13 protein-coding genes and 1 pseudogene are annotated in these 13,039 nt (G+C 69.0%); 7 read left to right on the forward strand and 7 right to left on the reverse strand.

Going from position 1 to position 13,039, the window contains the following annotated elements:
- Positions 1 to 854 (reverse strand): SpoIIE family protein phosphatase (locus BHU15_RS16125; RefSeq protein ID WP_069627826.1); only part of this gene is annotated, 854 nt, incomplete at its 3' end.
- A 108-nt stretch (positions 855 to 962) separates the two neighbouring features.
- Here BHU15_RS16125 and BHU15_RS16130 point away from each other — a divergent pair.
- The gene (locus BHU15_RS16130) at positions 963 to 2,216 is read left to right on the forward strand and encodes a GNAT family N-acetyltransferase (protein ID WP_069627827.1); all 1,254 of its coding nucleotides are present in this window, start codon (positions 963 to 965) and stop codon (positions 2,214 to 2,216) included.
- Positions 2,217 to 2,229: 13 nt separating this feature from the next.
- Here BHU15_RS16130 and BHU15_RS16135 read toward each other — a convergent pair whose 3' ends face one another.
- Positions 2,230 to 3,051, reverse strand: coding sequence for an Fpg/Nei family DNA glycosylase (locus BHU15_RS16135; RefSeq protein ID WP_069627828.1), 822 nt, complete (start codon positions 3,049 to 3,051; stop codon positions 2,230 to 2,232).
- Between the two features lie 307 nt (positions 3,052 to 3,358).
- On the opposite strand from BHU15_RS16135, the gene BHU15_RS16140 reads away from it, so the two are divergent.
- Genes BHU15_RS16140 through BHU15_RS16160 form a run of 5 tightly spaced genes read left to right on the forward strand, consistent with a single transcriptional unit; the run spans position 3,359 to position 7,833 of the window.
- A complete protein-coding gene (locus tag BHU15_RS16140; RefSeq protein WP_255293124.1) occupies positions 3,359 to 3,823 on the forward strand; it encodes a hypothetical protein in 465 nt (154 codons plus the stop codon).
- Positions 3,820 to 4,473, forward strand: a complete 654-nt coding sequence (locus tag BHU15_RS16145) for a hypothetical protein (protein ID WP_069627830.1) — start codon at positions 3,820 to 3,822, stop codon at positions 4,471 to 4,473. Before BHU15_RS16140 ends, BHU15_RS16145 begins: the two co-directional genes overlap by 4 nt.
- Positions 4,473 to 6,227, forward strand: coding sequence for a putative T7SS-secreted protein (locus BHU15_RS16150; RefSeq protein ID WP_069627831.1), 1,755 nt, complete (start codon positions 4,473 to 4,475; stop codon positions 6,225 to 6,227). The genes BHU15_RS16145 and BHU15_RS16150 overlap by 1 nt, the downstream gene beginning before the upstream one ends.
- A complete protein-coding gene (locus BHU15_RS16155) occupies positions 6,228 to 6,527 on the forward strand; it encodes a YrhB domain-containing protein (protein WP_069627832.1) in 300 nt (99 codons plus the stop codon). It begins immediately after the preceding gene.
- A 4-nt stretch (positions 6,528 to 6,531) separates the two neighbouring features.
- A complete protein-coding gene (locus BHU15_RS16160) occupies positions 6,532 to 7,833 on the forward strand; it encodes a YrhB domain-containing protein (RefSeq protein ID WP_069627833.1) in 1,302 nt (433 codons plus the stop codon).
- 46 nt (positions 7,834 to 7,879) lie between these two features.
- Here the strand turns inward: BHU15_RS16160 and BHU15_RS16165 are convergent, their stop codons facing one another.
- Entirely contained in the window at positions 7,880 to 8,368 is a 489-nt protein-coding gene (locus BHU15_RS16165) for a ribose-5-phosphate isomerase (protein ID WP_069627834.1), read from the reverse strand.
- Positions 8,369 to 8,522: 154 nt separating this feature from the next.
- On the opposite strand from BHU15_RS16165, the gene BHU15_RS16170 reads away from it, so the two are divergent.
- Positions 8,523 to 9,890 (forward strand): FAD-binding oxidoreductase, encoded by a 1,368-nt coding sequence (locus BHU15_RS16170; RefSeq protein ID WP_079128173.1) that lies wholly within the window; start codon positions 8,523 to 8,525, stop codon positions 9,888 to 9,890.
- 15 nt (positions 9,891 to 9,905) lie between these two features.
- Here BHU15_RS16170 and BHU15_RS38285 read toward each other — a convergent pair.
- The 4 genes and pseudogenes from BHU15_RS38285 to BHU15_RS40130 all read right to left on the reverse strand — a co-directional run.
- Positions 9,906 to 10,750 (reverse strand): IS5 family transposase gene (locus tag BHU15_RS38285; protein WP_438284963.1). Its coding sequence is split into 2 segments (ribosomal slippage): positions 9,906 to 10,420 and positions 10,420 to 10,750, totalling 846 coding nucleotides; the frame shifts between segments, so codons are not numbered across the junction.
- A 216-nt stretch (positions 10,751 to 10,966) separates the two neighbouring features.
- On the reverse strand, positions 10,967 to 11,161 hold the full coding sequence (locus tag BHU15_RS38290) for a CsbD family protein (protein WP_247748909.1): 195 nt from the start codon (positions 11,159 to 11,161) through the stop codon (positions 10,967 to 10,969).
- Between the two features lie 341 nt (positions 11,162 to 11,502).
- Positions 11,503 to 12,471 (reverse strand): SRPBCC family protein, encoded by a 969-nt coding sequence (locus tag BHU15_RS16185; RefSeq protein ID WP_069627837.1) that lies wholly within the window; start codon positions 12,469 to 12,471, stop codon positions 11,503 to 11,505.
- Positions 12,472 to 12,476: 5 nt separating this feature from the next.
- Positions 12,477 to 13,039 (reverse strand): annotated as a pseudogene (locus BHU15_RS40130) (histone protein); the annotation flags it as partial.

Here is a 13,039-nt window from a genome sequence, read left to right on the forward strand (position 1 = left end):
CTGCCCGCGTGGAGCTGGAGCGCGGGCAGGTGGCCCGCCGACAGCAGCTCGTAGTCGCCCGATTCGAGGTCCAGGACGAGATGGATGGAGGTCGCGAAGCCCTCGTCCCAGTCCTGGCGGAGCAGATAGCCGTTGGCGGCCGGCAGGAAGCCGTGCGGCGGGAGCGAGCCGAGCAGGCCGCCGAAGGCGCCGGACAGCAGCAGCGCGCGGGAGCCGGCGTCCATGCCCTTGCCGGAGACGTCGGTGAGGACGACTTCGAGTGTGCGGCCCCCGTTGGTGCGGGCCGCGACGACGAAGTCGCCGGAGAAGGACTGGCCGCCGGCCGGGCGCAGCGCCATCTCGCGGTGCCAGCCCTTCGGCAGCGGCGGCAGGGCGCTCTGGACCCGGATGCGTTCGCGCAGGTCGAACAGCATCGTGCCGCCGCGCCGCCACGGTACGCCGACGCGGGCCCTGAACTGGGCGATCAGCAGCCCGAAGAGCCCGCAGGCCGCCACCACCAGGACGGTGCCCGGCGTCACGGTGGCCGGCCCCTGGTCGTACGGGCCGAGGACGAGCGATTCGACGATCAGCGCGGTGGCCGCGGCGGCGTACAGGGTGAGCAGGCTGGAGGGCCGCAGCAGCAGTCCCCCGGCGACGATCGGCAGGACGAGCGCGGACGGCGCGAACCAGACCGGAACCGCCATGGTGGCGAACGCGATGCCCGGGACGGTCAGCAGCAGCCCGACGAGGGCGATCCAGTCGGAGCCGTCGCCGCGGAAGTAGTCCACTCCGGACTTGCGCACGGCGTTGCGGGCCCGGTGCAGCGACTTGCGCATCCGGGCCGTGTACGAATCCGCTTTCGCGCCACTGGCCATTGTCGTTGGACCCTATCCATCAGCGGGCCCGGCGTGCAGGGGGACCCCTGTGACATTGCGTTCGATATCGGGTCGCCTCGACCACCCACGTCCTGGTACTGATGGCATATGACCACAGACTTGCGAGTACTCGAAGCCTCCGACTGGGACACCTGGTTCGGGACGTTGGAGAGAGCGTTCGGCGGGGCGCTCGTCAACTCCGCCGAGGAACGCGAGGTATGGCGTTCCGTGACGGAGTACGAACGCTCCGTGGGGGCGTGGGACGGCGACGAGTGCGTGGGGACCGCGGGCGCCTACACCTTCGGGCTCACGGTGCCGGGCGGCGGTGTCGTGTCGGCGGCGGGCGTGACGATGGTGAGCGTGGCGGCGACGCACCGGCGGCGCGGGATCCTCACCTCCATGATGCGGCGGCAGTTGGACGACGTCCGCTCGTGGGGGCAGCCGGTCGCACTGCTGACGGCGTCGGAGCCGGAGATCTACGGCCGGTTCGGATACGCGGTCGGGACCCGGCAGTTGAGCGCCGACATCGACACCTCGCGTGTCTCGTTCCGGATGCCCGGGGGCGACGGCGCCGACGCGGGGATCCGGCTTCGCTACGTCGCGCCGGACGACGCGCGTGAGTCGATCGAGTCGCTGTACGCACGCCTGGTCCCCGGCCGCCCCGGCATGCTGGAGCGCCGGCCCGGCTGGGACCGGAAGTTGCTCGTGGACCCGCCGGAGAGCCGCGAGGGCGCTTCCGCGCTCCAGTGCGTGCTCGCGCGGCGCGGGGAGGGCGACGACGCCGAGGTGGTGGGGTACGCGCTGTACCGGATCAAGGCCACGTGGGACGCGGCGGGGCCCGCCGGCACGGTCGTGGTCGATCAGTTCGCGGCCCTGGACCCCGTGACGAACGCCACTCTCTGGCGTTTCCTCGGCGGGATCGACCTGACGTCGTCGGTGAGTGTGACGAATCTCCCGGTGGACGACGCGTTCCAGTTCCTGGTCTCCGACGTCCGGCGCTCCAACATCCGGCTGCGGGACTCGCTGTACGTACGCCTGGTGGAGGTGGGCGCGGCGCTCGCGGCGCGGACGTATCAGGCGCCGGTGGACGTGGTGCTGGAGGTGGACGACGCCTTCTGCCCCTGGAACGAGGGCCGTTGGCGGCTGACGGGGGACGAGAAGGGCGCGTCCTGCGAGCGGACGGCGGACGCGGCCGATCTGTCGCTCTCCGTACGGGAGTTGGCCGCGATGTATCTGGGCGACACCTCACCGGCGGCGCTGGCGCGGGCGGGGCTCGTACGCGAACTGCGCACGGGCGCGCTGGCGGAGGCGTCGGTGGCGTTCGCGTCGCCGGTCGCGCCGTGGCTGCCGCACGGCTTCTGACCGGGACTGCCCGCTACGCCTTCTGACACCCCGGGCACCAGAACAGATTGCGGGCGACGAGGGACGCCGTACGGATCTCGCTGCCGCACAGATGGCACGGCATGGTCGCGCGCCGGTAGACGTACACCTCACCACCGTGGTCGTCCACCCGCGGCGCGCGGCCCATGGCCTCGGGCAGATGCTCGGGCCGTACGGTGTCGATGCGGTTGTGGCGGACGCCCTCCCGCATCAGCGCGACGAGATCGGCCCAGATCGCGTCCCACTCGGCGCGGCTGAGATCGCGTCCGGCGCGGTACGGGTCGATGCCGTGCCGGAAGAGCACCTCGGCCCGGTAGACGTTGCCGACGCCCGCGATGACCTTCTGGTCCATGAGCAGGGCGGCGACGGTGGTACGCGACCGGGAGATCCGCGCCCACGCGCGCTCCGGGTCGTTGCCGTCCAGATCCACCCGCCGCAACGGATCGGGCCCGAGCCGCTCGTGTATCGCCCGCTTCTCGGGTTCGGTGATCAGCGCGCAGGCGGTGGGCCCCCGCAGCTCCATGTACGACGTGTCGTTGAGCAGGTGCAGCCGGACGGTGTCGGTGGGAGCCGGGGCGGGGGTGTCACCGAGCGCGACCTTCCCGAAGAGCCCGAGATGCACATGGATCCACCCGCCGCCCCCGAACCCGACGAAGAGATGCTTCCCGTGCGCGCTCGCACCGTCCATCACCCGCCCGTCGAGCAACCCGGCACTCTCACCGAACCGCCCCTGCGGACTACTGACGCGCACGGGCCCCGCCGCGAAACGCTCGGTCAGGTCCTGGGCGAGGCGATGGATCGTATGCCCCTCGGGCACGGGGTCTCCTTGGGGCGTGGGGAGTGCGGGCCGGGTGTCGGTGCCGGCCACGCACGCGATTCTAGGCCCGCTTGAGACTCGGACAACCGGCTGAGTCTCCACGTGGCTCAGGGCGCGCCAAGCCACGTTGTAATCAGCAGGTTACAGATGTGATGATCGAATCATGTCTGAGCACGGGGGATCAGCAGACGAGCGACCAAGGGCGAACAGCCCGAAGTCACGGCTCGCGGAATACGCGGAGATGGCCGGACCGGCGAGAAGGCCCGCTGGAGCAGGCAAGTTGGCGGGCGACTCTCCGTCAAAGCTCATGACTCCCGTGGAAGAGGCGCCGACCCCGCCGGACGCTGCACCGGCGGAGGACTCTCTCGTCACCAGGCGGCGACAGGAGTTCGAGGCATTGCTCGACGAGTTCCGGGCCACGCCGGTCCTGGTACCGCTGGGCGAGGGGCCAGGGCCCGACCACGAGCGCGGCCTGATGACGGCCGATCTCAACGGCATCCGCTTCATTCTCGCTTTCTCCGACCAGCAGGCCCTGGCCCGATACGCACAGGCCCGCGGGGAGTTCCGCCGTAGTTGGACCTACCAGACCGTTCTCGGCGCACGGCTGCTGGACGTGGCGGTACCCGCGGCCGGGGTGCCGTGCGGGGTGGCTCTGGACTGCGCCGACGGGCCGGACGGGGCGATCTTCCCGCCGGTGAAAGGGATCGTGCCGGAAGAGGCCGCAATCGACAGCGACATGTACGAGTACGAGTACGAGGGGGACGTGCGATGAGCGGGGGCGACAAGGATCTCAAAGCCCAGGGCCTGGATCTGATCGCCAAGGGCCTGACCGACGCGCTAAGCGAGTTGAAGGAACTGGGCATGGTCGGCCAGGCCGGCATGGGGCGCGGCTTCGGGGAAATGGAGCTGTCGGGGCTGGAGTTGGGTGACGAAGGACTCACCGAAGACTTCAAGTCGTTCTGCGAGCGCTGGGAGTGGGGCGTGCGTTCGCTGGTCCAGGAAGGCAACGGATTCGCCGTACGCACGGGGCTGTCGGCCGGCACCTACTACGAGACCGAGCGGTACGTCGAGGGCACCCTCAAGGTCGTCACGAACGCCTCGATCGGCAATCCGTACGCCTCCGAGGACGAGGTCACCGGCCAGAGCTGGGGCGACATCGCCAAATCGGGCGCCTTCGGCGGCGTCGACTACAGCCAGGAGTCGTGGGACCGGGCCGGGGAGAACATCGAGCAGGGCTGGAAGGACACGGGCCGCGACGTGCTGACCTCTCGGACCGTCGGGGTGGCCGGCCTCAATCCGCAGAACATGCATGACAACTTCGGTGTCACCGAGGCCGAGTACGAGCGGATGCTGGACGACACCTTCGGCCCGTCCCCCGAAGCACGCGCCGAGGCCGACCAGCAGCAGGGCGGGGCGGGCTGATGGGCGTTCTGGGCGATATCGGCGACGGGCTGAAGAACCTCGGCGGCGACGTCAAGGACGGCCTCAACGTCGGCCTCGGCGCGATCGAGGACGGCATAGACGACGGCAAGCAGATCCTCGGCGAGGGCATCGACTACGGCACGAACAAGATCGGTGACGGCCTCGACAACCTCGGTTACCACGGCGCCGCCGACGTGGTCACGGAAGTCGGCGACGTCCTCGCCTCCGACCTCGGGGCCACTCCGGGCGAACAGCAACTCGGCCAGACCGACAAGGCGGACGACCTTGTCCACGGCAAACCGGGCAGGATCACCGAGAGCGCGAAGCACCTCAAGGACTTCCAGGCCGCCTTCGACAAGGTCGGCCAGGGGATGCGCGGTCTCGACTCCGCGAACTGGCGGGGCGAAGGCGGCGACGCCTTCCGTAAGAAATTCGAGATGCACCCCGTCAAATGGCTGCGGGCGGCCGATGCCTGCGAGACCGCGGCGGGTGCGCTGGACGCGTACTCCGACACGGTCAAGTGGGCACAGGAGCAGGCCACGGAGGCCATCGCGCTCTACAAGAAGGGCAAGCACGCCTCCGAGGAGGCGCTGAAGACGTACAACCAGCGCATCGACACGTACAACGCGAAGGTCAAGGCCGACCAGGACCCCGGTCCGGTGCCCGAGCCCTTCAGCGATCCCGGCAGAGCCGACATCAAGGCGGCGAGAGAGAAGCTCGCCGAGGCTCGCAACCAACGAAACGCCGCTGCATCGAGGGCCCGTGGCAGGGTCAGGGCGGCGTTGGCACACGCCCCCGCCGAGCCGCCGCCGCTGGATCGGCTCGGCGACAACCTCCTCGACGGCTACCAGGCCGTCAACACCGAACTCACCCACGTCGTCGGCGGCGCGCTCAAGGGCACAGCGGGACTGCTCACCTTCGCCCGTGGTCTCAACCCTCTCGACGCCTACAACCTCACTCACCCGGCCGAGTACATCCAGAACGTCAACATGACGGTGGCCGGGCTGGTGTCCACCGCGGCGCATCCGGAGCGGATCGTCCAGGCCGCCGTGGACGGATTCAAGAAGGACCCCTCCGAGTTCGTCGGCCGCCTCCTCCCCGAACTCGTCGGCACCAAGGGCGTCGGCCTCGCCCGCGGCGGTGTGCGCCTCGGTCTGAAGGAGGGCATGGAGGGCGCCGCGACGAGGACGCCGCCGAACGGGCTGAGGTACGCGGACGAGGCCGCGAGTCCCGTGGCGAAGGACTGGAGCGATCTGGCGCGCAGTACGGACATGGTGAAAGAGAGGGCGATTCACTATGACTCGGTGGATCCGAAGAAGGCCCAGGAATTCCTGGATTCCGAATATCCGTGGCTGCGAGATGTCAACAAGACGGGGCATCCAGGTTATACGGACAACTGTAGCCACAACACCGTGACCGTGGACCGCCGCTTGGACGGAATCGATGTCAGTGCGGCCCCCAAGCAGGCCGGCGACCACATTCCGCCGGAGCAGCTCGGCCTGAAGGACAGGGCCAAGGGTCAGTACGACTTCGTGAATAGCTACGATGACATCGTTCGTGACCTCCAGGCGCGTGGCGAGGGGGCAAGAAGCGCCGTATACCTCGCCCGCGCGGATGATTCGGCGCACATCTTCAACGCCGTCAACACCAAGCACGGAGTCGTGTTCCTCGACGGCCAGACTGGAGCCCTGGGCCGCCTGGAGAGCGACGCCGCAATTATCGGCCATATTCCGTACCGAGATGGGATTCCGTAGATGTCAAGCAAGGAAGCGGCTGTCCAATCCGCTGCCGAATTTCTGAAGTCCCTTGATCCGGACAAATGGCCTTCCCGCGTGATGCTCCCGGACCGGTCCGAGGAGTACCCCTACGGCTGGGCCGTCAGGTATGACAACAAGGAGCACATCGAAACGGGGGATCACGCGTTGAAGCCGTTCACCGCCGTCGTGATCGTCCCCCACGACGGATCCGCCGCCCATTTCCCCCCGTCGCATCTGCGCGTGAGCGAGTACATGGCCCTCCGCGCGACAGGCGACTGGCCCCCAGCGAGGCACTGACAGCATGTTCTCCCCCGCACCACAGGCCGCGGCCTGGCTCGATCGGACCTATCGCGGGCTTGTCGAACTGGCCGCGCCCCACCCCGTGTACGAGTCGGCCATCGCCTGGCTCATGGCCTGCCGGACCGTACAGCAGCCCGGATATCCGCACACGCCCATGCTCGCGGCCTCGGTCGTCGTCCCCAAGGACGGCAGTTCGCCCTTTCACCCGTCGCCGAGCGCGCCCCTCGTGGACCTGGAGCCGGCCGCGTCGTACGAGGTGGCCGTCGCCCGGGTCCAGGAGCAGGGGCGCAGGATCAACGTGCGGGGGGCGGTCGTGGCTCTGCATGCAGCGATCGGCGGGAGTCCTTCCGTCGCTCTCTCCTGGCAGCCGTCGGACGAGGCACCCGGCTGGTGGGGCAGGCTGACCCGCCGGTACTTTCCGGAGTTCGAGCGGGTGCGCGCGGACAGTTGGGACGACATCGTCAAGGCGGCGACCGAGACCGGGCCCGACACCCGGGGTCTGGTGTGGGTGCGTCGCGAGATCGGGGGGCTGGAGGCGAGCGGCAATCTCGTCTACGCGCACAACAACAAGGGGCAGTGCGTCTTCCTCGACAGCCTCACGTCGTCCCTTGCCCGGTTGGACACCCACCACGTGCGTGAGCTGGTCTTCGTCCGGGCCCTGCCCGAGGCGTTGAGGACCCGGCGGCAGCCCTGGGAGCGGGAGGCGCACGACTTCGATTCGGCGCTCGCGAAGGCCGGGCTGTGGCTGGAGAGCACCTACGGCGGCCAGGTCGAGCTGGTGGGTCCGACCACCGCGGACGAGACCCGGCGGGGGTGGGTGTTCTCCTGCGACACGGGGCGCCATCTGCGCGAGGGACGGTGGCAGGACACCCTGCTCGACGCTACGTTGGTCGTACCCAAGGACGCGGCCGAGCCGTTCGGGCTGCCGAACTCGGACCCCTGGAACTGGCTCGCCCACTGGGACGCCGGCGGGCTTCCCGGTACGGGAACGTTCCCGCAGCCGCCCCCGCCCGGCCGCGCCCACTGGTTCGAACCGACGCTCGCCGGACTCGGGGCCGTCCTGTCGACGTCGGACCATCAGGTCTGGTCGTCGGCGGTGGACGAGCTGTCGTCCTTCCCGGCCGGGGCACGCGCCCTGATCTGGATCCGCCGCACGGACGGCCGGGGCCGCGAGGCCGTCGGATGGCTGGTCAACGGACTGACCACGGCGACGGGCGTGATGTTGTTCGACGGCTCGTCGGAGAAGCCGGTGTCCTTCGATCCGACCGGGGTCCACGCACTGCACGTGATCCGGTACCGCTGAGGTTCGGGCGGCCCGGACCCGCAGGTCGGGCCGCCCGAACCGGCGTTCAGTCCTGCTGCGGGTGGTGTGCCGGGATCGGGGGGAGGGTGCCCGTCGTCTCGTACGTGGCGAGCATGTCGATCCGGCGGGCGTGGCGCTCCTCGCCCGTGTACGGGGTGGCGAGGAAGATCTCCACGAACTTCGTCGACTCGGACTGGCTGTGCATCCGGCCGCCGATGGAGATCACGTTCGCGTCGTTGTGCTCGCGGCTGAGCGCGGCGGTCTGTTCGTTCCAGACGAGCGCGGCGCGCACGCCCTTCACCTTGTTCGCGGCCATCTGCTCGCCGTTGCCGGAGCCGCCGATCACGATGCCGAGGGCCGCCGGGTCGGCCGCCGTCTTCTCGGCGGCGCGGAGGCAGAACGGCGGATAGTCGTCCTGGGCGTCGTAGATGTGCGGGCCGCAGTCGACGGGCTCGTGGCCGTGGGCCTTGAGCCACTCGACGAGGTGGTTCTTGAGTTCGAAGCCGGCATGGTCTGAGCCGAGATACACGCGCATGGGCGAAGTGTGGCACGTCGGGCGCGGTGCGGAGCGCTCCGGGGTCGGCGGTGCCGTACGCATACCTGACGGTGGATGTCAGGTATCGGCGGAAGGCTGCCGGTGTCCGGACGCGCTGCGCGGCGCGTCCCCAGGTGTGGAGGGAGAGCGTTCCATGTCCGAGAACTCACTCACGGCGCTGCCGTACGTCTTTCGGCCCGGCGGGCCCGGTTACGACGACGAGGTGGCCGGTTTCCAGCTCGGCTTCTCGCCGCGTCCCGAGGTGGTCGTCGGGGCGACCGGCGCCGGCGATGTCCGGGTGGCCGTCGCCCATGCCGCCGCGCACGGGCTGCCCGTGGGTGTCCAGGCGACGGGCCACGGTGTGCCGGCGGCGGCCGAGGGCGGGCTGCTGATCACGACGAAGCGGATGGACGGGGTACGGATCGATCCCGGGGCGCGTACGGCCAGGATCGAGGCGGGGGTGCGCTGGCGGGCGGTGGTCGAGGCAGCGGGGCCGCACGGGCTCGCGCCGTTGAACGGTTCGGCGCCGGGTGTCGGCGCCGTCTCGTACCTGCTGGGCGGTGGACTGGGCCTGCTGGCACGGGAGTTCGGCTACGCCGCCGACCATGTGCGCGCCCTGGACGTGGTCACCGCCGACGCGAAGCCGCGGCACGTGACACCGGCGGGCGATCCCGACCTGTTCTGGGCGCTGCTGGGCGGCGGGCACAACTTCGGTGTGGTGACAGGCCTTGAGGTGGGCCTGGTGCCGGTCGCGCGGCTGTACGGCGGGGCGCTGCTGTTCGACGGCGGGCTGCGTGATCAGGTCGTACGGACCTATCTGGACTGGGTGGACACCGTGCCCGACACGCTGACGTCGTCGCTCGCGGTCATGGTCTTCCCCGACCTGGAGCAGGTCCCGGCCTTCCTGCGGGGCCGGTACACGCTCTCGATCCGTGTCGCGTTCAACGGCGGTGAGGCGGCGGGCGAGCGGCTGGTGGCGCCGTTGCGGGCGATCGGTCCGGTGATCACGGACTCGCTGCGGGAGATGCCGTACACGGAGTCGGCCACGATCCACAGCGATCCCGATTTCCCGCACGCGTACTGGGGGGACGGCGCGATGCTGTCGGGTCTTGACGCGCCGACGCTGACGGATCTGCTGGAGCTGACGGGGCCGGGAGCGCCGACGATGTGCATCGTGCAGGTCAACCCGCTGGGCGGGGCGCTGGCGAAGGAACCGGCGGTGCCGAACGCCGTACCGCACCGGGGGGCGGCGTTCCTGGTCCGGGGGCTGTCGCCGCTGGCGGGGCCGGATCTGGGGACGGTACGGGAGCTGTACGGGAGGTTCTTCGGGCGGTTGGCACCGGTGACCGTGGGCCGCTCGCTCAACTTCGCCTTCGGTGACGGCGCGAGGACCGAGGGTCTGTACGACGAGGCGACGGCGGCCCGGCTCGCGGTGCTCAAGGCCCACTACGACCCGGCGAACCTCTTCCGCCGCAACTACAACATCCGCCCCGCCGGGGACGCTCCGAGGCAGCAGGACTAGGCCGTTTCTTTCGGATCAGGCTGCTGACCAGATGAAGATGGTGGCGAGGTGGAGTCCGGCGAGGTGGACAGTTGCGGTTTTGTCGTAGCGGGTGGCCGGGCCGCGCCACTGCTTGAGTTTGTTGACGCGGCGCTCGACGGTGTTGCGCTGCTTGTAGGCGTCGCGGTCGAAGGCCGGTGGTCTGCCGCCTTGGCTGCCGCGTCGTTTGCGGTGGGCGGCCTGGTCGATGGGCTGCGGGATCACGGCCCGGATCCCGCGCCGGCGGAGATGGGACCGGATCGCGCGGGACGAATACGCCTTGTCGGCCAGGATCATGTCCGGCGTGGTCCTGGGACGACCGGTCCGCCGGGGCACCCGCAGGCGGTTCATGACGTCGGTGAACGCGGGTGCGTCACCGGCCTGGCCAGGGGTGAGGACGAACGCCAGCGGGCGGCAGCGGCTGTCCGCGGCCAGGTGGATCTTGGTGGTCAGCCCGCCGCGGGACCGCCCGAGGGCATGGTCGTCCGGCTCACCGGCCGGGGCCCCTTTTCACGGGCCCCGGCGGCGTGCTGGTGAGCTCGGACGACGGTGGAATCGACCGCCACGACCCAGTCGAGGCCGCCTTCGGCGTCGGCCTGGGCCGGCAGCGCGGTGAAGACCTTTTCCCAGGTGCCGTCGGCGGCCCACTTCCGGAAACGGTTGTGGGCGCCCTTCCACGAACCGAAGTGCTCGGGCAGGTCCATCCACGGTGTGCCCGTGCGGTACTTGAACGCGATCGCGTCGATCACCTGCCGGTGATCACGCCACCGCCCTCCGCGCTTCGGCGTCCGGTCCGGCAGCAACGGCTCGATGCGTGCCCACTGGGCATCAGTCAACGACACACCAGGCCAACAATCCGATGATCTGAAAAAAACGGCCTAGACGCACCTGCCCTGGGCCACGCTTGAGCGGTGCACGGTGGGGGCGGGGCGGATGGCTCTCAAGCAGACCTCCCCGGGCGGTGACCGACGACTTACGGGTGGCCGCAGAGCGGTATCGAGGCAGCTGGTGCTGCGGGCACCCCTCTCTGCCACCCGCATCAATCCGGACCTGTGCGGTCAGGAGTCGTTGCGGCGCTTAAGCGATTCTTTGGCGCCGTCAACTCGGTCGCGCACAGCTGCGGCTTTCTTCTTAGCGGCAGCCTTGGCCTGATCTGCTTTGCCCTCCCTCTCCTTGCTCTTGTCGCCGGTCGCCTTGCCGATCAGTTCCTTAGCCTTGCCCTTAAGCTTGTCCCTGGTGTTGTCGTCACTCACGATTGCTCCCATCACGCGTAGGAATGAAATGAATTCACGATTCTCACCATAGAGTCGAGCGCGCCACCGCGCCCGTGAAGCACCGCCACGGAAGCCTGCGGCGAACCGCAGGCTCCAACAAGCTTCGGGGGCACGACTAGACCGGCTTTTCCAAGGCCGTACCGCTCTGCGGCTGGGTCGCCGCCCGCTGGGTCAAGAACATCACCGTGACACCCCACAGGTGCGGTACATGACGGCTGAAGAGACACGTCGTATTGAACGGTCGAAGGTAGTAGGAGCTCCCAGTAGCGGCGGTCGGCACAGCGCCTGCTCATGCCGGGCGGGCACCGGGCGGGTCGCCTTCACCTTTCCTCTTCTTCCCCCTCCTCGTCCGGCTCCTCTTCGCCTTCCTCATCGTCCTCTTCGTAGTCGTCGTCGGCTTCCTGCTCGGGCTCCTCGCCCTCCTCTTCTCCGTCCTCTTCGGGCTCGTCTTCCGGTTCGTCGTCCTCCAGCCCCTCCTCATGGCTCCGAACGACTTCCCCGTCGCGGATCTCGCCGCGCCAGCCCTCGACGTCCTCGTCGTCAGTGAGCGTGGCGTACCGCTGGAAGTGCTTGAGGTCCAGGCGCAGTCGGCGTCCCTGGGCCCGCCAGATGTTGCCGGTCTTCTCGAAGAATCCGGACGGGGTGTACTCGACCACAGCGACGATGCGGGTCAGGGCCGGGGCCAGTTCGTGGAAGGTGATGGCGCCGTGCGTCGTCCCCATACCGCCCTCGGATGTCCAGACAATGCGGTCGTCGGGGACCTGCTCCTGCACCGTGGCCTTCCAACTGCGATTGGAGAAGGCGACCTTGAGCTTCCAGTCGCTCTCGATCTCATCCGACTGTTTCACGTCGGTGACACCCTTGGTGAAGGAGTTGAACTCCTCGATCTCCGTCCAGCGGTCATAGACCGTGCGCAATGGTTTGCCTACGTCGATGGCTTCGATGATGTTGGTCACCTTGGCGCTGCCGGATTTCCCGTCCCCGCCCCCGCCACCGAAGGCGCTCTTGACCGAATCCACGGCCTTGTCCTTCACCGAGCCGGCCTTCTCACTGACGAGAGCCTTGACCGGGTTCTCGCCGCCGAGCACCCGCTTCCCGACGTCCAGGAGGCCGCCGGCGTCGTCTCCACCGGCGCCGTCCCCAAGGCCCTGCGAGAGATCGGTGAGCTTCCCGCCGGCGGAATCCAGCAGCCGCTGTCCCTGGGCCCCGACGTACGCGGACAGTTGCTCCTTGACCCGCTCCAGGCCGGACGCGCTCGTGTTGGTGGGTTCTTCGTCCTGCTTGGCCATGAGACTTACCTCCTCCGGCTGTCGCGGTTCGCGGACTTCTTCGCAGGAGCCTTCTTTGCGGGCGCCTTCTTGGCTGCGGTCTTCTTCGCGGGCGCCTTCTTCGCGGGCGCCTTCTTGGCGGGCGCCTTCTTCGCGGGCGCCTCCTTCGCCGCCGGGCGTTTCGCCGGACGGTGGCGAGGACGTTTCTCTTCTTCCTCCTCTTCCTCAGGCTGTTCTTCGGGCGCTTCCTCTTCTTCCTCTTCTTCCTCCTCCTCTTCCTCATCCTCGTCAGCTTCGAGCGGCGCTTCCAGCAGCGCCTCTGTCCGCTTCTGGAGTGCGTCGGCGACAGCTTCGAGGCGACGGTTGGCTGTCGCGGAAAGCGCCGATCGCCCGGCGGTCAGTACGTCACCGCGGGCCTGTTCCACCAGCGGCGCCACCGTAGGGTTATCCGCCAGCTTGCGAGCGGTCATGATGACCAACTCTTTTGGATTCATTGGGAATTGCTGTCCCGCCACGAGAGCGGCGAGGCCAAGGGCAAGCTTCCCCTTCTTGGTCCGGCCAAGGACGTAGCCCGCCGCCATGGCGGCGG

The organism is Streptomyces niveus (genome assembly GCF_001723055.1).
Classification (GTDB): Bacteria; Actinomycetota; Actinomycetes; order Streptomycetales; family Streptomycetaceae; genus Streptomyces; species Streptomyces niveus.

What these genes read in the sequence shown, in the direction of transcription:
- BHU15_RS16165 (WP_069627834.1), bottom strand. Translation starts at nt 8,368, where the DNA reads ATGCGCGTGTATCTCGGCTCAGACCATGCCGGCTTCGAACTCAAGAAC.
- BHU15_RS16140 (WP_255293124.1), top strand. Translation starts at nt 3,359, where the DNA reads ATGACTCCCGTGGAAGAGGCGCCGACCCCGCCGGACGCTGCACCGGCG.
- BHU15_RS16150 (WP_069627831.1), top strand. Translation starts at nt 4,473, where the DNA reads ATGGGCGTTCTGGGCGATATCGGCGACGGGCTGAAGAACCTCGGCGGC.
- BHU15_RS16145 (WP_069627830.1), top strand. Translation starts at nt 3,820, where the DNA reads ATGAGCGGGGGCGACAAGGATCTCAAAGCCCAGGGCCTGGATCTGATC.
- BHU15_RS16130 (WP_069627827.1), top strand. Translation starts at nt 963, where the DNA reads ATGACCACAGACTTGCGAGTACTCGAAGCCTCCGACTGGGACACCTGG.
- BHU15_RS16170 (WP_079128173.1), top strand. Translation starts at nt 8,523, where the DNA reads ATGTCCGAGAACTCACTCACGGCGCTGCCGTACGTCTTTCGGCCCGGC.
- BHU15_RS16160 (WP_069627833.1), top strand. Translation starts at nt 6,532, where the DNA reads ATGTTCTCCCCCGCACCACAGGCCGCGGCCTGGCTCGATCGGACCTAT.
- BHU15_RS16185 (WP_069627837.1), bottom strand. Translation starts at nt 12,471, where the DNA reads ATGGCCAAGCAGGACGAAGAACCCACCAACACGAGCGCGTCCGGCCTG.
- BHU15_RS16155 (WP_069627832.1), top strand. Translation starts at nt 6,228, where the DNA reads ATGTCAAGCAAGGAAGCGGCTGTCCAATCCGCTGCCGAATTTCTGAAG.